Consider the following 19,117-nt stretch of genomic DNA (forward strand, 5'->3'; position numbering starts at 1 on the left):
CGGGCCCCCGCCGTGATCCCCGGCCCGGCTGGCCGCGCGATCGCCGGGACATGGAACGGGTTCAGGCAGGCATTCCCACCGATCGGTTGCGGGCCGCGCCCATGCGGCAGGCGATCTGGAACGCCTGCCAGGTTGCCTCCACATTGGCCTTGCCCTGGCCCGCGATGTCGTAGGCCGTGCCGTGGGCCGGCGTGGTGATGGGAATCGGCAGCCCGCCCTGCACCGTCACGCCACGCGAGAAGCCCATCAGCTTGATCGCGATCTGGCCCTGGTCGTGGTACATGGTGACGATGGCCTGGTACTCGCCCGCCCGCGCCTTCAGGAAGATGGTGTCCGCCGGGAAAGGGCCGTGGAACGGCTTGTCGGTCGGCCAGGCGCGGGACTGCAGGGCGCGCACCGCCGGCTCGATGATGTCGATCTCCTCGCGGCCGCAGACGCCGCCATCGCCGCCATGCGGGTTGAAGGCCGCCACCGCCACCTTAGGCGTGGCTACGCCGTTGGCGAGCAGCGCGCGATAGATCAGCTCCGCCGCCTGCTCGATGCGCGCCACGCTGAGATGGCTGGCGACGTCCTTGAGCGGCACGTGGGACGAGATGCGCGACGTCCACAGGTCGCCGAGCGTATTGAACTCGCAGAAGTAGCCGGTCACGCCCAGGTGCTCGGCGAAATGGTGCAACTCGTCCTCATGGCGCAGGCCCCCCAGCTTCATGGCCTGCTTGTTGAGCGGCGCGAAGCAGATCGCGTCGATGGCGCCGGCCAGCGTCGCGTCCATGCACTGGTCCAGCACCTGCAGCACCGAACGCCCGCCCGGCGCCTCGGCCCGGCTGCGGTGCACATCGGCGGCCGCGATGCTGTCCACCGCGAGGAAGGCTGGCCGCGCGGTGCCGGCCCTGCCCCGCACCTCGGCCAGCGTTGCCACTTCGTCCGTCCCCACGTCGGTACCGGCGATGCGTTGGCCGTCCTGCCACAGCCAGCGGTCGCCGACCAGCACGATATTGGCGATGGCCGCCGCTTCCGGCCTGGCCAGCAGCCTGGCGATCAGTTCGGCGCCGATGCCGGCGGGATCGCCCAGCGTGACCGCGACCACGGGTTTTGTCGAAGGGATCATGGTGTCAGTGCAGTTTGATGTGGTTCATGCGGAAGAGGTTGCCGCCCCGGGGACAGCCATCCGCTGGGGATGCTGCCGGGGCAGGGGTCACGGGCAGGAAGCCATCATGGCGGCCCTCGTGGCCGGGCGTTGGCAGGCTGGGCGCGATCGCACGCGCGGTCGAGCCATCAGTGCTTTCATCAATGTCTCCAGTTTCTATTTATGGGTTTGGAAGCTGCGCCGGTTGAACGCATAGTAGCCACGCGATTGATCACAGTATATTGAAAGAACTTGATAGATCGATAACCAGGAGTAATCAATGGGCTCCATCGACAAGCAAGACTCGACACCGCAACTGCTCAACCGGCTGCGCATGCGCCAGATTGCGCTGATGCTTGCCATCGAGGAGCGCAAGACCCTCAGAGCCGCCGCCAGCCAGCTTGGGCTCACGCAGCCCGCCGCGACCAAGATGCTCCACGAACTCGAAGATTCGCTCGGGCAGCCCCTGTTCGAGCGGGTGGGCCGGGGCCTGCAGCTCAATCCCGCGGGCGAGCGCGTGATGGGGTACTTCCGCGGCATCCGGGGCAGCATGGAAGCGCTCAACCGCGACCTCGGCGAACTGCGCCTCGGCAGCGCCGGCCGGTTCGCGGTGGGCAGCATCATGGCGGCGTCCCCGGGCCGGCTGACCGAGGCGCTGGTGGGGCTCAAGGCGCTGTTCCCGCTGCTGTCGATCGAGATCGCGGTGGACACCAGCGACCGCCTGCTGGCGCAGTTATATCGAAGCCAGCGATATCACTTCAGCCAGGTGCCTGCGTTCGCTAGCGGTTTCGTCCGCGAGTATCTCCCCGACTGCCCTCAGGCTTGCCTGGACGATGGCCGCGGCGTCGACTTCGAAATAGCGGCGCAGCGCCGCCCGCGAATCGCTTCGCCCGAAGCCGTCGGTACCCAGCGTCACATAGCGGCGCCCCGGCGGCACAAAGGCACGGACCATTTCCGGCAGCGCCCGGACATAGTCGGAGGCCGCGACAATCGGTCCGCTGCTCGCCTTGAGTTGCTGCCCGAACCAGCTGTCGTTGGCCGGAATGGCGCCATGGCGCCATAAGCGCTCGCGTTCCGCCCCTTCGCGCGCCAGCTCGATGTAGCTGGTCACGCTCCAGACATCGGCGGCAATACCATGCGCCTGCTCGAGCTGCTGCGCGGCCTTCAGCACTTCACCCAGGATCGCCCCGCTGCCGAACAACTGCACACGGTGAGCCAATGCGGCGCCACGCCGCAGCAGGTACATACCCCGCACCACGCCCTCGTGGGCAGCGGCCGGCAGGCTCGGATTCTCGACAAGTTCATTGGTGACGGTAACGTAGTAGAACTCATCCGCCTGTTCGCTGACCATGCGGCGCATGCCGTGGTCGACGATGACGGCCAGTTCCCCGGCGAACGCCGGATCATAGGCGCGGCAGTTCGGAATGGTCGACGCCGCCAGATGGCTCGTACCGTCCTGGTGCTGCAGGCCCTCGCCGCCAAGCGTGGTGCGCCCGGAGGTGGCGCCGATCAGGAACCCGCGTGCCCGCTGGTCGGCGGCGGCCCAGATCAGGTCGCCGACACGCTGGAAGCCGAACATGCTGTAGTAGATATAGAACGGCAGCATGGTGAGGCCGTGCGTCGAATAGCTGGTGGCCGCCGCGGTCCACGACGACAACGCGCCGGCTTCCGTAATGCCCTCCTCCAGGATCTGCCCATCCTTGACTTCCCGATACGACAGCATGGACGCCGAATCCTCCGGCTGGTAGAGCTGGCCGAACGGCGCGTAGATGCCGACCTGGCGGAACAGGTTGGCCATGCCGAAGGTGCGCGCCTCGTCGGCGACGATCGGGACGATCCGCGGACCCAGCACCGGATCCTTGAGCAAGGCGCCCAGGTATCGCACCAGGGCCATGGTGGAACTCATCGCCTTGCCGTTGGCGTGCAAGGCGAATGCGGCGGTGGCATCCAGCCCCGGTACCGGCAGCGCCTCGGCAGCTGGATTGCGTTCAGGGAGATATCCGCCGAGGGCAGCACGCCTGGCATGGAGATAGCGGATCTCGGGGCTGTCCTGCGCTGGCCGGTAGAACGCGGCCTGTGCAACCTGTTCGTCGGAGAGCGGCAACTGGAACCGGTCCCGGAACGCCAGCAGATCGTCCTGGCCGAGCTTCTTTTGCTGGTGCGTGGTCATCCGGCCCTGTGCGATGGCGCCCATGCCATAGCCTTTCATGGTCTTGGCCAGCACCACGGAGGGCCGCCCGTTGCGCTTCGCTGCTTCGGCGAATGCCGCGTGTATCTTCGCCGGGTCGTGGCCGCCCCGGCGCAGGCGGTCGATCTCATCGTTGGAGAGATGCTCCACCAGCTCCCGCAACGCTGGCGTCTTGCTGAAGAAATGATCGCGATTGAACGCGCCATCGTTGGCCGAGAGCGTCTGGAACTCGCCATCCACGGTCTGCGCGAACGCGCGGCTGATCGCATGGCCATGATCGCGCGCCAGCAGCGCATCCCACTCCGACCCCCACAGGCACTTGACGACGTTCCATCCCGCCCCGGCGAACAAGGCCTCGAGCTCATCGACAATGCGCCCATTGCCGCGCACCGGCCCATCCAGCCGCTGGAGATTGCAATTGATGACGAAGGTGCAGTTGTCCAGCCCTTCCCGGGCGGCCAGCGTCAGTGCCGCGACCGACTCCGGCTCGTCCATCTCGCCATCGCCAAAGAAGCCCCAGACCCGGCGCTCGCCGGTCTGCTGCAACCCCCGGTTTTCCAGGTAGCGCATGAAGCGCGCCTGGTAGATGGCGTTCAGCGGGCCGATGCCCATCGACCCGGTCGGAAACTGCCAGAAATCCGGCATCAGGTAGGGATGGGGATAGGAACTCAGGCCGCGCACGCCATGGCCTTCGGCAACGATCTCCTGCCGGTAGTGGCAAAGCGAGGCCTCGTCCAGCCGGCCCTCCAGGAAAGCGCGCGCGTAGACACCGGGTGCCGAGTGCGGCTGGAAGAAGACGAGATCTCCACCTTGCGCAGCACCACGGCCACGGAAGAAATGCTGGTAGCCGACCTCGAACAGGTCGGCCGCGGAGGCATAGCTTGCGATGTGGCCGCCGAGTTCGCCGTGCGTCCGGTTTGCCCGCACGACCATGGCGAGTGCGTTCCAGCGCAGGATCGCCGACAGGCGCTGTTCGATCGCCATATCGCCGGGATAGTGCGGCTGCGCCTCGACCGGCACGGTGTTCAGGTATGGCGTTACCTGCGCGGGGCGCCACTGCAGCCGGCGCTTCCCCGCATGCGCCAGCAGCGCGTCCAGGATGGCGCAGGCGCGCTCCTTGCCCTGCTCCGGCCCCCAGGCAGACAACACGCCGTCGAGCGCGTCGCGCCATTCCTGAAGCTCCTCGGGATCTGCTTGATCGGTCGCAATGGTGGAACCGAAGCGGTCACGCGTTTCCATCTCTGTTGCACTCCGCTGGATTGACTGCCGCCCGCAATTGCCGGGGCTCGATGTTGCACTTGCTTGCGCCGTTTCCCGGCAAGACCTGACTGGCGCCGGCAGGCGCCGGCAAATGCCCGGCTCAATTTGCCTGGATACCGGCCTTTTGGGCGATGGCGCGCATCTGCGGCAGGTCCTTCTCGATCATGGCGCTAACCTGGTCCGGCGCCGCGTAGGAGGGCTCCAGCGCGTTGGCCATCAGTTGTTTCCGGATATCCGGGTCTTTCATGGTTTGCGCCAGTGCTTTCTCCAGACGTGCCTTGACGTCAGGAGACAGGCCGCGCGGCGCCACGATCGCGACCCACGAATCGGCATCGAAGCCCGGGAAGCCAGACTCCGCAACAGTTGGAACATCCGGCAGCGACGTTGCGCGCCTGGCGCCGGTCACCGCGATCGCTTTGAGTTTGCCGCTCCTGATATGCGGCAGGGATGCCGCAATGGTGTCGACCGAGAAGGGAATCTGCCCGCCAATCAGGTCGGCAATCGCCGGCGCGCTGCCTTTGTAGGGTATGTGCTGCAACTTCATCCCGGTGGCGGCGAGGATCATCTCTCCAGCAAAATGCCCCGTCGTGCCATTGCCGAACGAGCCATAGGCGTATTTTCCCGGCTCGGCCTTTACCACCGACATCATCTGCTTCAGGTTGCCCACGGGGACATCGCGATTGGCCAGCAAGATCAGCGGTACGCGCGCCACCAGGCCGACCGGTTCAAAGCTCTTGACCGGGTCGTATGGCAGGTTGGCATTGATGGCCGGATTGACCGTGAAGGTCGATCCTGAACTGATGAACAGGGTGTAGCCGTCAGGCGCTGCCTTTGCCACGTAGCTGGCGCCGACGATCGTGCCAGCGCCCGCGCGGTTCTCGATGACCACAGCCTGCCCGAGACTCTCGCCCAGCTTCTTGCCGACCATCCGTCCGATGATGTCTACCGCGCCACCCGCCGGGAACGGTACTACCAGCATCACAGGCTTGGCGGGATAGCCCTGGGCGTGCGCAGTCGTTGCGCACACGGCCAATCCCGGCAACGAGAGCACATTGATCGCCATGGCGACGCTGCGTAGAGTCGTTTTCATCAGTTTCTACTCCTTTGATCTGGCGATGGAAAAAAAGCAGCCAACTGCGTTTGGCACTGTCTTGTGGCGTCTCTTTTCAGCCCGCAACGCCCGAGCGCCGTCACCGCCGGGCGGATGCCCGTCGCTCCGGCCTTCCTCGGGCAATCAGGCAGGCTGGCGGATCAGCCGTTCCGGAACAGGAAGCTGTAGGCGTTCAGTGCCGGGGCACCGCCCAGGTGCGCGTAGAGCACCCTGGAGCCTGCCGGGAATTCGCCTCGGCGGACGAGATCGATCATGCCCTGCATCGATTTGCCCTCGTAGACGGGGTCGGTCATCATGCCCTCGAGCTTGGCGCTCAGGCGGATGGCTTCAAGCGTCTCCTCGGAAGGCAAGCCGTACTCCGGCCCACCGTAGCGGGTGTCGAGAACAACGTCTTCCTCCGTGATCTCGCGGCCGAGGTCGACGAGATGCGCGGTGTTTCTGGCGATGCGCAGGATCTGCGCGCGGGTCTGCTCCGGCTTGGCGGATGCATCGATGCCGATCACGCGGTTTGCGCGACCGTCGGCGGCGAAGCCGACCACCATGCCGGCCTGCGTGCTGCCGGTCACCGAGCAGACCACGACGTAGTCGAACTTGAAGCCGAGTTCGGCCTCCTGTGCCCGCACTTCCTCCGCGAAGCCCACGAAGCCGAGGCCACCGAGCGGATGCTCCGAGCACCCGGCCGGGATCGGGTACGGCTTGCCGCCCGCCTGGCGTACGCTCTCCATCGCCTCTTCCCAACTCTTGCGGATCCCGATATCAAAACCATCGCTGACCAGGCGCACATCGGCGCCCATCATGCGGGACATCTGGATGTTGCCAACACGGTCATATACCGCGTCCGAGTAGTTCACCCAGTTTTCCTGCACCAGCACGCACTTCAGCCCGAGATGCGCCGCCACGGCGGCGACCTGGCGCGTCTGGTTTGACTGGATGCCGCCGATGGAGACCAGCGTGTCGCACCCCTGGGCCAGCGCATCTGGAACGATGTATTCGAGCTTGCGGGTCTTGTTGCCGCCGAATGCCAGGCCGCTGTTGCAGTCCTCGCGTTTTGCATAGAGTTCAACCTTGCCGCCGAGATGCGCGCTCAGTCGCTTCAGAGGCTGGATGGGCGTGGGCCCGAACGTCAGTTGGTGGCGGGGGAAGCGATTCAGATTCATGCTGGCAACTCCTGGTTTGAGGGCGGGTATCCAGGCATCAAGACTGGCGAAGAACACAGGCATGTGAACGACCTTTCATTGATGCTTCGATGGCCTCCATCCTAGGAAAAAACACACGAAACGTGGTTGCAAATATTGATTGATCTATGCACTATTAGAAAAACAAACATCAGATATCGACATGTTAATTTTTCATAAATCATCATGGACGAAATAAAAATTCGCACCAAATCCGAGCAACCCGCGCCCCTTTCCGAGACATTGGATCGCACCGACAAGGCGATCCTTCGCGCACTTCAGCGCGACGCGTCCATCTCGAATGTGGCGCTGGCGGCAAAGGTGAGCCTGAGCCCGCCGGCCTGTCTCCGGCGTGTCGAGCGGCTGAAGGAAATGGGCCTGATTCGCGGCATCGTAGCGCTGCTCAATCCCGCCGCGCTCGACGCGGGCATGCTGGTGATGATCGGCGTGGTGCTGGACAGGTCCACGCCCGAATCCTTCTCCGAGTTCGAGAAGGCCGCCCAGAAGGTCTCCGGATGCATGGAATGTCATGTGGTGACCGGCGAGTTCGACTACTTCATGATGCTGCGGACCAAGGACAGCGAGAGCTTCAATCGCCTTCATGCCGAGCAGCTTCTGTATCTGCCGGGCGTCCGGCAGATACGCTCGTTCATGGTGCTCAAGCAGGTGCTATCGACGACGCAGATTCCGATCTGAAGCGCCACAAGCACATGCGCCGGCGCCGGGGCGCCGTGCATTCATGCGCCTGGTGGCCGCGTCCTGGCGACGGCGGCGCCGCCCTCGGCCAGATCCCAGAACACGCCAGCCATGATCTGCAGCGCCTGCCTGGCCACACTGCCCAGCAGGTGCTCGTCGGGCGCATGCTGGCTGCACGCCGGATAGGAATGCGGGAACCAGAGCGTGGGCAGGCCCAGCACGTCCGCAAAGACATCGTTGGGCAGCGACCCGCCAAAGTTCGGCAGCAGTGCCGGCTGCTCGCCGGTGGTGCGGAGCACCGACTCCCGGGCCCACCGCACCCACGCATCGTCCGGATTCAGCCGGGTTGCCTGCATCGGCTCGCCGTCGGGCTGGACCGACACGTCCTGAAAGCCATGCGCATCCAGGTGCTGCCGAAGGTGGCGCATGAAATTGCCGCTGTCGCTGCCCACCACAAAGCGGATCTGGCATAACGCAAACGCCTGGCCGGGAATCGCCCCGACCGGTGCGTCGGGATTGCCGGTCTTGAAGGCGAGCACTTCGAATGTGTTCCAACCGTACACACGTTCGGCAGGCGATAAGCCCGGCTCTCCCCAGTCGGGATCGATCCGGGGATCGGTGGGGCCGCCGCCGACCGCAATGGTCATGAGCGCCGCACGGACGTTCGCCGGCAAGCTCTCCGGCAACAATCCCCTTACCAGTACCCTGCCCCTGGCATCCACCACGCTGGCGATCGCATGCGCCAGCCGCGTGCCGGCGTTGCTCAACAGTCCGCCCCAGTTGCCGGAATGGTGTGCGCCTTCGCGCAGATTGACGGCCAGCCTGAAGTTGCAGAATCCCCGCGAGCCCAGGAAGATGGTCGGCCGCCCGGCCGCCACGCGAGGTCCATCCGATGCGATGAACACGTCCGCTGCCAGCTCGCCGGCGTACGTGGCGCACACATCCCGCAGGCCTGGCGAACCGGTCTCTTCTCCCATCTCGAGAATCATCTTGACGTTGTAGCCCAGCCTGCCCTTGCGCAGCGTCAACACCTGCGTCAGCGCAGCCAGGTTGATGGTGTGCTGGCCCTTGTTGTCGGCGGTGCCGCGGCCATACCAACGGTCTCCGTCGAGCGAGACCTCCCAGGGGCCAAGGCCCTCGCGCCACTGCGCATCCTGGCCGCGCACCACGTCGCCGTGCCCGTACGTCAGCACGGTGAACGCGGCATCGGGTTCCAGCCGCTGCGCCAGCATGAACGGTCCGCCGCCGGCGATCGGGTTGTCGACGAGCTTCCAGCTGAATCCCAGGGCGTCCAGCTGCGGCCCGATGGCATCGGTCAGGTAAGCCTCCAGGATGGCCGCGCTGGCGGGGTTCTGGCTTTCGGTGCGCATCGCCACGCGTTGCCGGAGCACCTGCTCGAAGCTGCCGTCATCGAAGTAGCGGGCCGCGAGTTCGAGGGCTTGTGAGCGGCTCATGTCTCTTCTTCCTGGTCTGTTTCGTGAAATCCATGGGCGTGCGCGCGCCTCGATCAAGCGGCGAGCGGTTCGGAATCCCGCCGGATATCCGGGATCCCCAGCCCGGGCTCCGGAGTCGGCGCGGACGACAGCAGCATGCGCGTATCGGGGTGGGAAGGCGCCGCAAAGATCGCCTCGCGAGCGGCCTGCTCCACGATGCCGCCGCGATACATCACCGCGACGCGATCCGCCAGAATTCTTCCGGCTTGCCAAACCGGCCCCGTCTCGTCATGCAGCGCCGGCTGAGCGCGCAAAGCTCAAGCGTACCGATTTCACATGCGCGTTCATGGATTCGCCTCTGGCCAGGTGCAGCTGGATCGAAGAAATGCAGGGTTGTTCGAATCCTAGGCCCTCTCTGACTTTGCGAAAAGCATAGAATTCAGATACATGGTTTGCCTAAAAGGCAAACCGCACCCATCCAGCCGGAGAGTTCGTGTCGCAGTCCCATCGTTTGCAGAGCACCGCCCTGCGCTACTTCCTGGAGGTCGTCCGTTGCGGATCGATCAGCGAGGCGGCATTGCGCCTGAACGTCGCGGGTTCCGCCGTGAGCCGGCAGATTGCCGGCCTGGAGGAGGCCCTGGACGTGGTCTTGTTCGAGCGCCGGCCGCGGGGGATGATCCTCAGCGCGGCGGGCGAACTGCTCGCGGCGCATGCGCGCAAATCCAGTTTCGAGGCAGAGCGGGTCGTGGCCGACGTGCTGGCGCTGCAAGGCCTCGGCACGGGCCATGTGCGCATCGCCTGTTCGGAAGGCTTCGCCATCCAGTTCCTGCCGAGCGTCATCGATGCGTTCCGCGGCCAGTATCGCGGCATACGCTTTCACCTGACGGTAGATGCGCCAGCCGAAGTCACCCGCCGCGTGCGTCAGGGGGAATGCGATATCGGCGTGGTGTTCAACTACAGCCGGGTCGGCCAGAAAGACGTGATGGTGGAACATCGCCAGCCCGCGCCCGGCCTTGCCATCATGCGCGCCGGCCATCCCCTGGCGAAATCCAGGCAGGTCACCCTGTCACAACTGCAGGGCTACCCGATGGCCCTGCCGGATGCGGATACCACCGTGCGCCAGGTGTTCGACATTGCCTGCATACGCCAGCGTGTCACGATCGACCCGGTATTCACCAGCAACTACGTCGAGGCCTTGCTGAACTTCGCGCGGCTGAGCGATGCCATCACGCTGGCGAGCGAGGTCTCGGTTCGCCTGCTGCTGGAAGAACGCGGCTTGTGCGCGATTCCCATCCGGGACCGCGCGATGAGCGAGCGCAGCATCGAGGTCCAGACCTTGCAGGGAAGGACGCACGCGGAAGTGGTGCGCGTTTTCCGGGACTTCCTGATTTCACGGCTATCGGCCGCCCATGGGCCCGGGCCCAGGCGCTAGCGGTCCGCCGCCCTGAGCCGGGAAGTGCGCCCGGCCGGCGCATCCTCAGCGCTGCGGCATGTCCGCCGCCGAATACCCCAGGCTGACCGTAGCATCCTCCGGAATCGGCGGCATGCCCGCGTTCCAGGCCAGCCAGGCCTCGCGCATCGCCGCCAGCCGCTCGGGCTGGCGCTGCGCCTGGCTGGATCTCTCGCGCTCGTCCCGGCTCAGGTCGAACAGGTATTCATGCCCGTCGACCTGGAGATACTTCCAGTCCCCGTCACGCAGCGCGCGCTGGTCGCGATGGTTCATGCGCCAGTACAGCGGACGCGGGAAGCCATGTCCGGCATCGCGCAGCAGTGGCATCAGCGACACCCCGTCCAGCGGGAAGGCCGGGTCGGCCCGTACGCCGGCGGCGTCCAGCAAGGTGGCCGACCAGTCCATCGTCATGCAGTGCTGCGCGCTGGTGCCGCCGGGCGCGATCACGGCGGGCCAGTGGGCGATCCACGGCACGCGGATGCCGCCTTCGGTCAGGTCCATCTTGCCGCCGACCAGCGGCCAGTTGTCCGAGAAGCGTTCGCCGCCGTTGTCGCTGGTGAAGACGATCAGCGTATTGTCGAGCTGCCCGAGCCGGCGCAGCGCGTCTACCAGCCAGCCGATGCCCTCGTCCATGTGGCCGATCATGCGGCGGTAGGTGTGGATGTTGCCGCCGTCCAGGTGAAACAGGTTGTCCCGGACCTGCGGCGCAAGGGCGGCGTCATCGCGCGTCTCCCAGGGCCAGTGCGGCGCGGTGTAGTGCAGGCTCAGGAAGAAGGGAGCGCCCTCGCCGCTCATGCGCGTCACAAAGTCGACCGCGCGGCGGGATAGCAGATCGGTGAGATAGCCTGCCTCCCGGTGCTCGGCATCGTTATGCCACAGGTCGTGCCGCCCGCTGGAGTCGCAGTGGGTGAAGTAATCGACGCCGCCGGCCATGGGCCCGAAGAACGCCTGGTAGCCGGAGAGCAGCGGCCCGAAGGCCGGCGCAAACCCCAGATGCCACTTGCCGATCAGGGCAGTACGATAGCCATCCGCCTGCAGCAGCGAAGGCAAGGTGGGATGCGACGGCGGCAGCCCGAGCGCGCTGCTGCCACGGCTCTTGCTATTGATCGGTTCCTCGGCCGCGCCGCGCAAGCGGTACTGGTAACGCGCCGTCATCAGCGCAAAGCGCGTGGGCGAGCACACCGGCGAGTTGGCGTAGCCCTGCGTCAGCTTCAGGCCGTTGGCGGCCAGGCCGTCGAGCACCGGCGAGACCGGCTCGCGGCCACCGTAGCAGCCCAGGTCCGCATAACCGAGATCGTCGGCGACGATATAGATCAGGTTGGGTTTCATTCGACTTTCATGCCCGTGGCAAGAATGAGTTGGCGATAGTACTCGGATAGCTCCGACAGGCGCCGCGCGGCATCGGCGCCGGTGATGCCCTCCGGCTGCAGGTCCAGGGCCTGCATGCGCGCCTGCACGTCCGGCCGGGCCAGGGCGCCGGCGAGAGCGCGCTCGAGCATGCGCAGTACCGGTTCGGGCGTGGCGGCCGGCACCATCGCCACATACAGTACCTCATGCTTCAGGTCCTTGAACCCAAGCTCGGCCACCGTGGCCACGCCCGGCGCGAGCGGGGAGCGCTTCCGGCTGGTCACCGCCAGCGCCGTTACCTTGCCGGCCTTGACGAAGGGCAGCATGGCCGGCGTGGCCAGCATGCCGCCATCCACCTCGCCCGCCACTACCGCCGTCGCCGCCGGCGTGCTGCCCTTGTAGGGCACCTGGTTAAGCTTGACGCCGGTGGCGCGCAGGACCGCTTCGATGGCCAGGTGGCCGGGGCTGCCGCTGCCCCCCGAGCTGAAGTTCAGTGGCTTCGCCCTGCCCTGCGCCAGCAGGTCCTGCAGGGTGCGGATGCCTGTGGAGGGATGCACGCCGACCAGCAAACCCGAGCTCGCCAGGATCATCAGCGGCTTCAGCTCGCCCGGGCGGAACGGCATCGATGCATAGAGATGCGGGTTGACGGTAAAGGTGGTGTCGATGCCGAACAGCACCGTGTAGCCGTCGCCCGGGCTCTTGGCCACGGCGCCGGCGCCCAGGTTGCCGCCGGCGCCCGGCTTGTTCTCGACCACGAAGGCCTGCTTGAACTCGCCCTGCAGCACCTCGGCCACCGAGCGGGCCAGCAGATCGGACGGGCCGCCTGGCGGGAAGCTGTTGACGAAGCGTACCGGCTTGACGGGATAGCGCTCCTGGGCGTGCGCCGCGAGCGCCGGCGCGCACAGCATGCATGCGAGGGTCAAGGCCCGCAACGGGGCGCGAAGGCTTGGGATCATGGCATTGTCTCCGTCTCATTTTTATATGGGCGGCGGTGGCCGCACGGCGCACCTTGCCGTCAGGCGCCTGCGCGCCAGCGCGCCAAAGAGCCGGACCACTGTAAGTCCCGTATCATCGATTGTTCTAATCAATCATCCCCGCTTCTGTGGATAGCCAGCAACAAGGGGGCAACTGATCGCGCCGCGCTGCCCAACCCCGGAAGGGCGTCGCCACGGCCTGCACCGCATTGGCAGGTCGCGAAGCGTAGATACATTCTTTTTCACTTCGCTTTGGCGCTCCTCTATAAAATCGCGCACTCGCCGGCACGGCGCCAGGAAGCCCATCGCGGCGCCATCACCATCGGCCTGGGCCTCGCTCGAAGCCGGCGTTCGCTCGCCAGCCGGAATGGCGCATCAACGCGGCAAGGATCGCGTGCGCGGCCGACGGCATGCGTCACAGGCTGTCCCGGTCGTGCCGCCCGGCAGCGTTGCCGCAAAGACCGCCTTGATACAAGGGCACGGCAGGACGGTCAGATGTCATCGCCAAGTACGCGGCTTGCGTTAACAGGCTATTTTGACGTGCCGGAGATTGCCGGGCGGACGCAGCATTCGATGCGCCATGCCCCAAGCCAGCACCGGACCCAGGAGAGAGTTGAATCACGCCATGATGTATTCAGGCGATGAAGAGGCGACACCGCCTGCGCGCGATTTGAATCCGAACGCCAGCCAGCCCCCAATGCCAAAAAAAGTGCGCGATATGCAACGCAAAGAACAACGCGCGATACCATCGCTGGCGTCTCCGGTCGGCGGATCGGATGTATCGACGGACCTGCAACCTGCGCCACCATTGGAGCGCGAGCCTGGCTTGCTCGCCATGTGCATGGACAAGACCGACAATCCGGTCATGATCGTCGACGGGCTTGGTGCAATACGCCAGATCAATGCCAGCTTCACGCATGCATTTGGCTATGCGCCAGCGGAAGCAATGGGCCGCCTCCCGCGGGAACTCCTGCGCCCGGTCAATACGCCCACGGAGACCATCGACTCGATGCTCGCCCAGCTCAAGACCGGACGCACGCTGCAGCACGAAGCGCTGATTCCGGATAAGCAAGGGCGTCCCCGATGGTATTCCTGTGTCACGACACCGGTGCTGGCCGCGGATGAGCGGCTGGAAAATGCCCTTTGCGTCCTGACCGAAATCACCGATACCAAGGTACGCGAAACGATCCAGAACCGGGCGCTGGAAGCCATGGTGCGTGACGTTCCGACCGCGGAGATCCTGACCCGGATGTGCCGGCAAATCGAACGCATGGTGCCCGGCGTGATCGTCTCGGTCCTGCGGCTGGAGCAAGGCAGGCTGCATCCGGTGGCCGCCCCCAGCCTGCCGGAGGCATTCTCGCAGGCGATCGACGGCCTGCGGATCGGCCCGCAGGTCGGCGCTTGCGGTGCGGCGGCATTTCTTGGCGAAGCGGTTCTGGTCCGCGATATGGCAAGCGACCCAAGGGCAGCGCCCTTCCGGGAACTGCTTGCGCCGCTGGGCCTCGTCGCTTGCTGGTCCAGCCCGATCCGGACGAACGATGGCCGCGTGCTGGGCACCTTCGCCATTTATTACCGCCATCAGCGCGGGCCGGACGGCTTCCAGGAGTCGATGGTGGCGATTGCCACGCATCTTTGCGTCCTGGCCTTCGAACGCGACCGCTCCCGGGAACGCATCCGCGAACTGGCGTTCTCCGACTCACTGACCGGGCTGCCCAACCGTCAATCCCTGTTGATGCGCGCGGATGAGGCGCTCCTGGCGGCAACCGCTTCCGGCTCACCGCTATCGGTCCTCGTGATCGAGATCGACAAGGTCAAGCATATCAACGGCTTCCTGGGACAGGCGGTCGGAGACCACCTGCTGTGCGAAGTCGCGACGCGGGTCCAGACTGAAATCGGCGGGAAGGGAGAGGTTGGACGGCTCGGCAGCCACGAATTCGGGGTCATCCTCCCGCAACTTGCACAGGCCAACGCACTTGGCGCGGCGCAAGCCCTGGTGCATGCGCTCGCCCAGCCACTGACGATTGCGCGTCTCGACGGCGTGCGGCTTTCGGTGAGCATCGGCGTGAGCGTGCTGTCGGACAGCAATCGTGATCGCGAAACGCTGTTCAGGCAGGCCGAGCTGGCCATGTATCAGGCCAGGAAAGCCGGACGCAATATGGCGTGCCTGTACGATGCGGCCATCGCGAGGCGGCTGGAAGACCGGCAGACACTGGAAAAAGCGCTCCGCATCGCTGTTTCTTCCCGGCAGTTGACCCTGCACTATCAACCGCAGATCGACCTTGCCAGCGGCCGCTTGTGGGGACTTGAAGCGCTGGCTCGCTGGCAGCATCCGCAGCGCGGCGAGATCTCGGCGCACCAGTTTATCCCGCTGGCCGAAGAGTCCGGCCTCATCACGGAGATTGGCAACTGGGCCATTCAAGAGGGTTGCCGGCAGTTGAGCGCCTGGCGAGCCCAGGGCCTGGCCGTTCCAACGGTATCGGTCAATCTTTCCCCGATCAGTTTCCGTGACCCGGACCTGATCGCGACGGTGGCCCGGTCCCTGCGCGCGCACGGGCTGTCCGGCGGCGACTTGACCGTCGAGATCACCGAGGGCGTCCTGCTGGATCACACGACGGAGGCCGAAGCAGCCCTCACCGCCCTCCACGAACTCGGCGTCCGCCTGTCGATCGATGACTTCGGCACCGGATTCTCCAGCCTCAGCAGATTGATCCACCTGCCCGTCAATGAGATCAAGCTTGACAGGAGCTTCCTGGCAGACCTGCACGAGAGCAAGGCAGCCCAGGTTCTGGTCGACGCGGTCATCCGGATCGGCCGCAACCTTGATCTAAGCGTCGTCGCCGAGGGCGTAACCACCGATGTCCAGCGGCAATTCCTGGCGGAACACGGTTGCCACATCGGGCAAGGCTTTCTCTTTTCCCACCCGCTGGAGGCGTCCGCTGCCGGCGAATGGCTGGCGTCGAATGCGGCAGCAATCCGGTCGATGCGCCCCCAGGGGCTGGCATCGAATCGTCGCTGTGGGCGCAAGCGCGCCAAGCCGCTGGCCGAGGACTGACCCGGGCGCCCCGGGGCAGCTGCATTGCCCTCAAGGCAAGCACGCGCATACTGCGACTGTGCCCGTGGCTGGCGGCCAGCGAGCCGATTCAAGTACTGGGTACCTTCAGCTAACTCAGCTAACTCAGCTAGCTCAGCCAACTCAGGTAAGGCTGTCGCAAAGCTTGAGCCCGCGCGACAGCAAATCGGCTGCCTGTTCCGGAGGCAAGGCATGGGTTGCCCTGATCCAGTGATGCGAGCGCGCACGCAGGCGGGCGTAGCCATTCAGCGCATACGTCTTTCCATCGGGTGACGTGTAGGTAATCACCTTCTCCGTCAAACCGTGCCTGTGGACCTTTTCACATCGCAGGCCGCTCTCGGCCCGCGCATGTGCGGCGCTGCCGGCAAGAACCAGCAGTGAGCCGATCGCAATCTGCTTTCGCAACGCGGCGGCGGCGCTGCGTGCATTCCCCTGATGGTGATGTCCCATGGCTTTCATAAAAAAATCAGCGCGACAATACGTCGCCGGGGAAGATACTAGGCAGCTTGCGCAACGTCTGCAAACAATAGTGTCGATGTCGCAAGTTGAAAATACCCGGCGGCCCACATCCATCACAATCCCAGGGCGCTCTTGGCGCCGGCCGGCGCAATCGGAGTGGCGGCGGACCGACTTCGGCCCCCGTTGCTCGCGCGAGGTGCGGTATCGCCATCATCTTTCCCGCAAGCGGAAAAATGACGGCGGCGACTACGCCACAATCCCGGCGCCAACGCGACATGGCGCTGACATTTGTGAGAGCATGTGTTTCCACGTTCAACCTGGATGGAGATGGCAATGGGAATTCTGGATGAGGTAGGCAAGATCGCAGGTGCGGTGGTGGCCGTAGAGGCAGCGGAAAAACTCGACCCGGACGCTTCGCTGCTGACGAAGGGCATTGCAGCCGTGGCCGGCTTCAAAGGCGCCGCTGCACTGGAGGCCGCTGTCGAGAAAAAAGAGGATGAGCAAGCCAACACGGATTCGACGGACGGTACCCAGTCGCAAGCCTGATTTGCCGCTGCGCCCGGCATGACGGAAACCCCGCCTTGGCTGCGGGGTTTTTCTTTTCCTGAAAAGCCATGCTGCAGGTTTTCCTGGCCATGCGACTAGCGGACAGACGCGGGCCGCGCGCTCCGCGCATGACCGTTTCCACTCTCACCCGCGATATCCCGGCCTCGCATGAACTGCCCCCCAAGGGATCCGGGGCGAATGCGGCGGCGAAGCGCGAATGCAAACAAATGTGGCCGCCGCCTCCTGGCTTTGCCCGCACGGCTACACTGCATTCAACCGCCTGCAGGTTTTCCATGAAACACTTGATCGCCGCCATTGAGGCCGATCCACGCGGGCGACACCCGATCAGCGCATGTCCCCGGTCTATGCCCCCTGCAACGCCAAACAACCTGGCCGCTCGCCCCTTCTGATCCGTCCCCCGATGGCAACCACCCCAGGCGGATCATGCAGCAAACGCAGGCCGTTGCGCTTCCCTCGTATTCTCCCGGCACTGTGTGCGGCAGCGCTGTCGGCTTCGATGCCGGCGGCCACGGCGGACGCTGCCCGGCCGCGCCTGGAGACCGTGGCCCAGGTGGTGCTCAACCTGCTCAGCTATGCTCGCTGGCCCGCCGAGCGCGACGTGCTGCGCCTTTGCGTGGACGGTTCCGCGCTCTACACCGGCAAGCTATTGGAAGGGGCAAGCCTGCCTACCGGACGCCCGGTGCAGGCCAGGCGCGTCGACGTGGTGAACGATGGACTGGCGAGCGACTGCGACTCGCTCTATCTGGGCGCCATGACGGAGGCCCGGCGCAAGAAGATGTCAGCCGAACTGAGCGGCAAGCCGGTTCTCGTCATCGCCGAACACGACGACGAGTGCGAGGTGGTCAGCATGTTCTGCCTCGACATCCGCGATAACGACGTTTCGTTCCGCGTCAACCTGGATTCGGTTGCCCGCAGCGGGATCCACATCCATCCCGGCGTACTGCAGCTTGGCCGCCGCCGCGAGCCGCCGTCATGAAAAGGCAGTCCCGCCCCGGCGCAACCGCATCGCGTCCGACGCTGTACCACTCCCTGCGCCGCATCCACTTCAGTGTGGCGCTGATCGCCGTATGCACGGTCGGCATTTCGCTGACCACGATCGGCCTGGCAGCGCTGCGCGTCTATGCCGACCACAACCTGCACCTGGTGGCCCGCTCCATCGCCTACACGCTGGAAGCACCGGTGGTGTTCCGCGACCGGGCGGCCGCGGGCGAGATGCTGGCGATCATCGCCGCCGCGGAAGACGTAGCCCAGGCACGCGTCTACGACCGGGAGAACCGGCTGCTGGCCGCATGGCAGCGCCCCGCCACCGGAAAATTCTCCGGTCCGAGGCGAGCCATGAGTGACCTGATGCTGTCCGGCCCGGTGGAGCAGCCCATCCTCCATGAGACGCAAAAGGTGGGCAGCGTTCGCCTGACCGGCGACCCCATCAATCTGTTGCGCTTCGTGCTGAGCGGCCTGCTGGGCTTGCTGGCTTGCCTGCTGCTCACCGCGATCAGCGCGCACTACATATCGCGCCGCATGCTGGTCCACATTATCGAGCCCGTGCGCAACCTGATGCGCGTAGCCCACGCGGTACGCTCGGAACGCGCCTTCGAGCAACGCACGCCGCCGGCCCGCATCGCCGAGCTCAATGCACTCGGCGAGGACTTCAACGGCCTGCTGGACGAACTCGAGACCTGGCAGAGCCAGCTCCAGCACGAAAACCGGTCGCTGGCACACCGCGCCAGCCACGATGGCTTGACCGGACTGCTGAACCGCGGGGCGTTCGAGGATGCGCTGCAGCGGGCGGTTCGCGATGCGCAAGCGCAGCAGAAGCAGATCGCTGTGCTGTATCTGGACAGCGATGGTTTCAAGGACATCAATGACCGCTTTGGCCACGCAGCGGGGGATGAGATACTGGTCAGCATCGCGCGGCGCATCCGCATGTGCCTGCGCGAGGAGGACGCCGTTGCCCGCTTGGGCGGAGATGAGTTCGCGGTCCTGCTCGCTCCCTTGCGCAAGGACGCCGATGCGAAGCAGATCGCCGAGCAGATTCTGCTGCGCATGAAGGACCCCATCCCCTTGCCGGACGGCTTTGACATTGTCGCCTCGCTTAGCATCGGTGTTGCCGTGTTTCCGCTCCACGCGTGGACCGCCAAGGCACTGCTGCAGGCCGCGGACGGGGCCATGTACGATGCCAAGCGTCATTCGGGCGGCACCTGGCGGAGTGCCGGCCCGGGTGCGCAGGGATAGGAGAAACCGATGCGGCCATTTGCGATGCG

The 19,117-nt window shown here is 65.4% G+C and carries 15 protein-coding genes and 1 pseudogene; 7 read left to right on the forward strand and 9 right to left on the reverse strand.

Annotated features, from left to right (window positions below; translation table 11 throughout):
* Positions 1-61: 61 nt before the first annotated feature.
* Complete coding sequence (locus P3W85_RS40200) at positions 62-1,108, reverse strand: 4-hydroxythreonine-4-phosphate dehydrogenase PdxA (RefSeq protein WP_276268896.1); 1,047 nt, start codon at positions 1,106-1,108, stop codon at positions 62-64.
* A 298-nt stretch (positions 1,109-1,406) separates the two neighbouring features.
* Here P3W85_RS40200 and P3W85_RS40205 point away from each other — a divergent pair.
* Positions 1,407-1,862 (forward strand): annotated as a pseudogene (locus tag P3W85_RS40205) (LysR family transcriptional regulator); the annotation flags it as partial.
* Here the strand turns inward: P3W85_RS40205 and mdeB are convergent.
* The 3 genes from mdeB to P3W85_RS40220 form a co-directional block, all read right to left on the reverse strand.
* Positions 1,860-4,553 carry an alpha-ketoglutarate dehydrogenase gene (mdeB, locus tag P3W85_RS40210; protein ID WP_276268897.1) on the reverse strand — a complete coding sequence of 898 codons (2,694 nt, stop codon included), beginning with the start codon at positions 4,551-4,553 and terminating at the stop codon, positions 1,860-1,862. The pseudogene P3W85_RS40205 and the gene mdeB sit on opposite strands and share 3 nt — an antisense overlap.
* A 121-nt stretch (positions 4,554-4,674) precedes the next feature.
* On the reverse strand, positions 4,675-5,637 hold the full coding sequence (locus tag P3W85_RS40215; RefSeq protein ID WP_017227367.1) for a Bug family tripartite tricarboxylate transporter substrate binding protein: 963 nt from the start codon (positions 5,635-5,637) through the stop codon (positions 4,675-4,677).
* 188 nt (positions 5,638-5,825) lie between these two features.
* Positions 5,826-6,842, reverse strand: coding sequence for a 1-aminocyclopropane-1-carboxylate deaminase (locus P3W85_RS40220; protein WP_017227368.1), 1,017 nt, complete (start codon positions 6,840-6,842; stop codon positions 5,826-5,828).
* Positions 6,843-7,046: 204 nt separating this feature from the next.
* On the opposite strand from P3W85_RS40220, the gene P3W85_RS40225 reads away from it, so the two are divergent.
* The gene (locus P3W85_RS40225; protein WP_017227369.1) at positions 7,047-7,556 is read left to right on the forward strand and encodes an Lrp/AsnC family transcriptional regulator; all 510 of its coding nucleotides are present in this window, start codon (positions 7,047-7,049) and stop codon (positions 7,554-7,556) included.
* A gap of 41 nt (positions 7,557-7,597) precedes the next feature.
* Here P3W85_RS40225 and P3W85_RS40230 read toward each other — a convergent pair whose 3' ends face one another.
* Positions 7,598-9,010 (reverse strand): M20 family metallopeptidase, encoded by a 1,413-nt coding sequence (locus P3W85_RS40230; RefSeq protein ID WP_276268898.1) that lies wholly within the window; start codon positions 9,008-9,010, stop codon positions 7,598-7,600.
* Positions 9,011-9,063: 53 nt separating this feature from the next.
* Positions 9,064-9,303 carry a hypothetical protein gene (locus P3W85_RS40235; protein WP_430869708.1) on the reverse strand — a complete coding sequence of 80 codons (240 nt, stop codon included), beginning with the start codon at positions 9,301-9,303 and terminating at the stop codon, positions 9,064-9,066.
* Between the two features lie 179 nt (positions 9,304-9,482).
* Between P3W85_RS40235 and P3W85_RS40240 the strand changes: the two genes are divergently transcribed.
* The gene (locus P3W85_RS40240) at positions 9,483-10,421 is read left to right on the forward strand and encodes a LysR family transcriptional regulator (RefSeq protein ID WP_276268899.1); all 939 of its coding nucleotides are present in this window, start codon (positions 9,483-9,485) and stop codon (positions 10,419-10,421) included.
* Positions 10,422-10,466: 45 nt separating this feature from the next.
* Here P3W85_RS40240 and P3W85_RS40245 read toward each other — a convergent pair whose 3' ends face one another.
* Together P3W85_RS40245 and P3W85_RS40250 are read right to left on the reverse strand one after the other, a co-directional pair.
* Complete coding sequence (locus P3W85_RS40245; protein WP_017227373.1) at positions 10,467-11,768, reverse strand: sulfatase family protein; 1,302 nt, start codon at positions 11,766-11,768, stop codon at positions 10,467-10,469.
* The gene (locus P3W85_RS40250; RefSeq protein ID WP_276268900.1) at positions 11,765-12,742 is read right to left on the reverse strand and encodes a Bug family tripartite tricarboxylate transporter substrate binding protein; all 978 of its coding nucleotides are present in this window, start codon (positions 12,740-12,742) and stop codon (positions 11,765-11,767) included. Before P3W85_RS40250 ends, P3W85_RS40245 begins: the two co-directional genes overlap by 4 nt.
* A gap of 631 nt (positions 12,743-13,373) precedes the next feature.
* Here P3W85_RS40250 and P3W85_RS40255 point away from each other — a divergent pair.
* Positions 13,374-15,812 carry a sensor domain-containing protein gene (locus P3W85_RS40255; RefSeq protein WP_276268901.1) on the forward strand — a complete coding sequence of 813 codons (2,439 nt, stop codon included), beginning with the start codon at positions 13,374-13,376 and terminating at the stop codon, positions 15,810-15,812.
* 141 nt (positions 15,813-15,953) lie between these two features.
* Here the strand turns inward: P3W85_RS40255 and P3W85_RS40260 are convergent, their stop codons facing one another.
* Positions 15,954-16,289, reverse strand: coding sequence for a hypothetical protein (locus tag P3W85_RS40260; RefSeq protein WP_276268902.1), 336 nt, complete (start codon positions 16,287-16,289; stop codon positions 15,954-15,956).
* 333 nt (positions 16,290-16,622) lie between these two features.
* Between P3W85_RS40260 and P3W85_RS40265 the strand changes: the two genes are divergently transcribed.
* The 3 genes from P3W85_RS40265 to P3W85_RS40275 all read left to right on the forward strand — a co-directional run bounded on the left by P3W85_RS40265 (position 16,623) and on the right by P3W85_RS40275 (position 19,088).
* Positions 16,623-16,835: a hypothetical protein gene (locus P3W85_RS40265; protein WP_276268903.1), complete on the forward strand. Its 213-nt coding sequence runs from the start codon at positions 16,623-16,625 to the stop codon at positions 16,833-16,835.
* A 421-nt stretch (positions 16,836-17,256) separates the two neighbouring features.
* Positions 17,257-17,832, forward strand: coding sequence for a YfiR family protein (locus tag P3W85_RS40270; protein WP_051078488.1), 576 nt, complete (start codon positions 17,257-17,259; stop codon positions 17,830-17,832).
* Positions 17,829-19,088 (forward strand): diguanylate cyclase domain-containing protein, encoded by a 1,260-nt coding sequence (locus P3W85_RS40275; protein ID WP_276268904.1) that lies wholly within the window; start codon positions 17,829-17,831, stop codon positions 19,086-19,088. The genes P3W85_RS40270 and P3W85_RS40275 overlap by 4 nt, the downstream gene beginning before the upstream one ends.
* Positions 19,089-19,117 lie beyond the last annotated feature (29 nt).

The sequence above is a fragment of the Cupriavidus basilensis genome (assembly GCF_029335485.1).
In the GTDB taxonomy this organism is placed as follows: domain Bacteria; phylum Pseudomonadota; class Gammaproteobacteria; order Burkholderiales; family Burkholderiaceae; genus Cupriavidus; species Cupriavidus basilensis_E.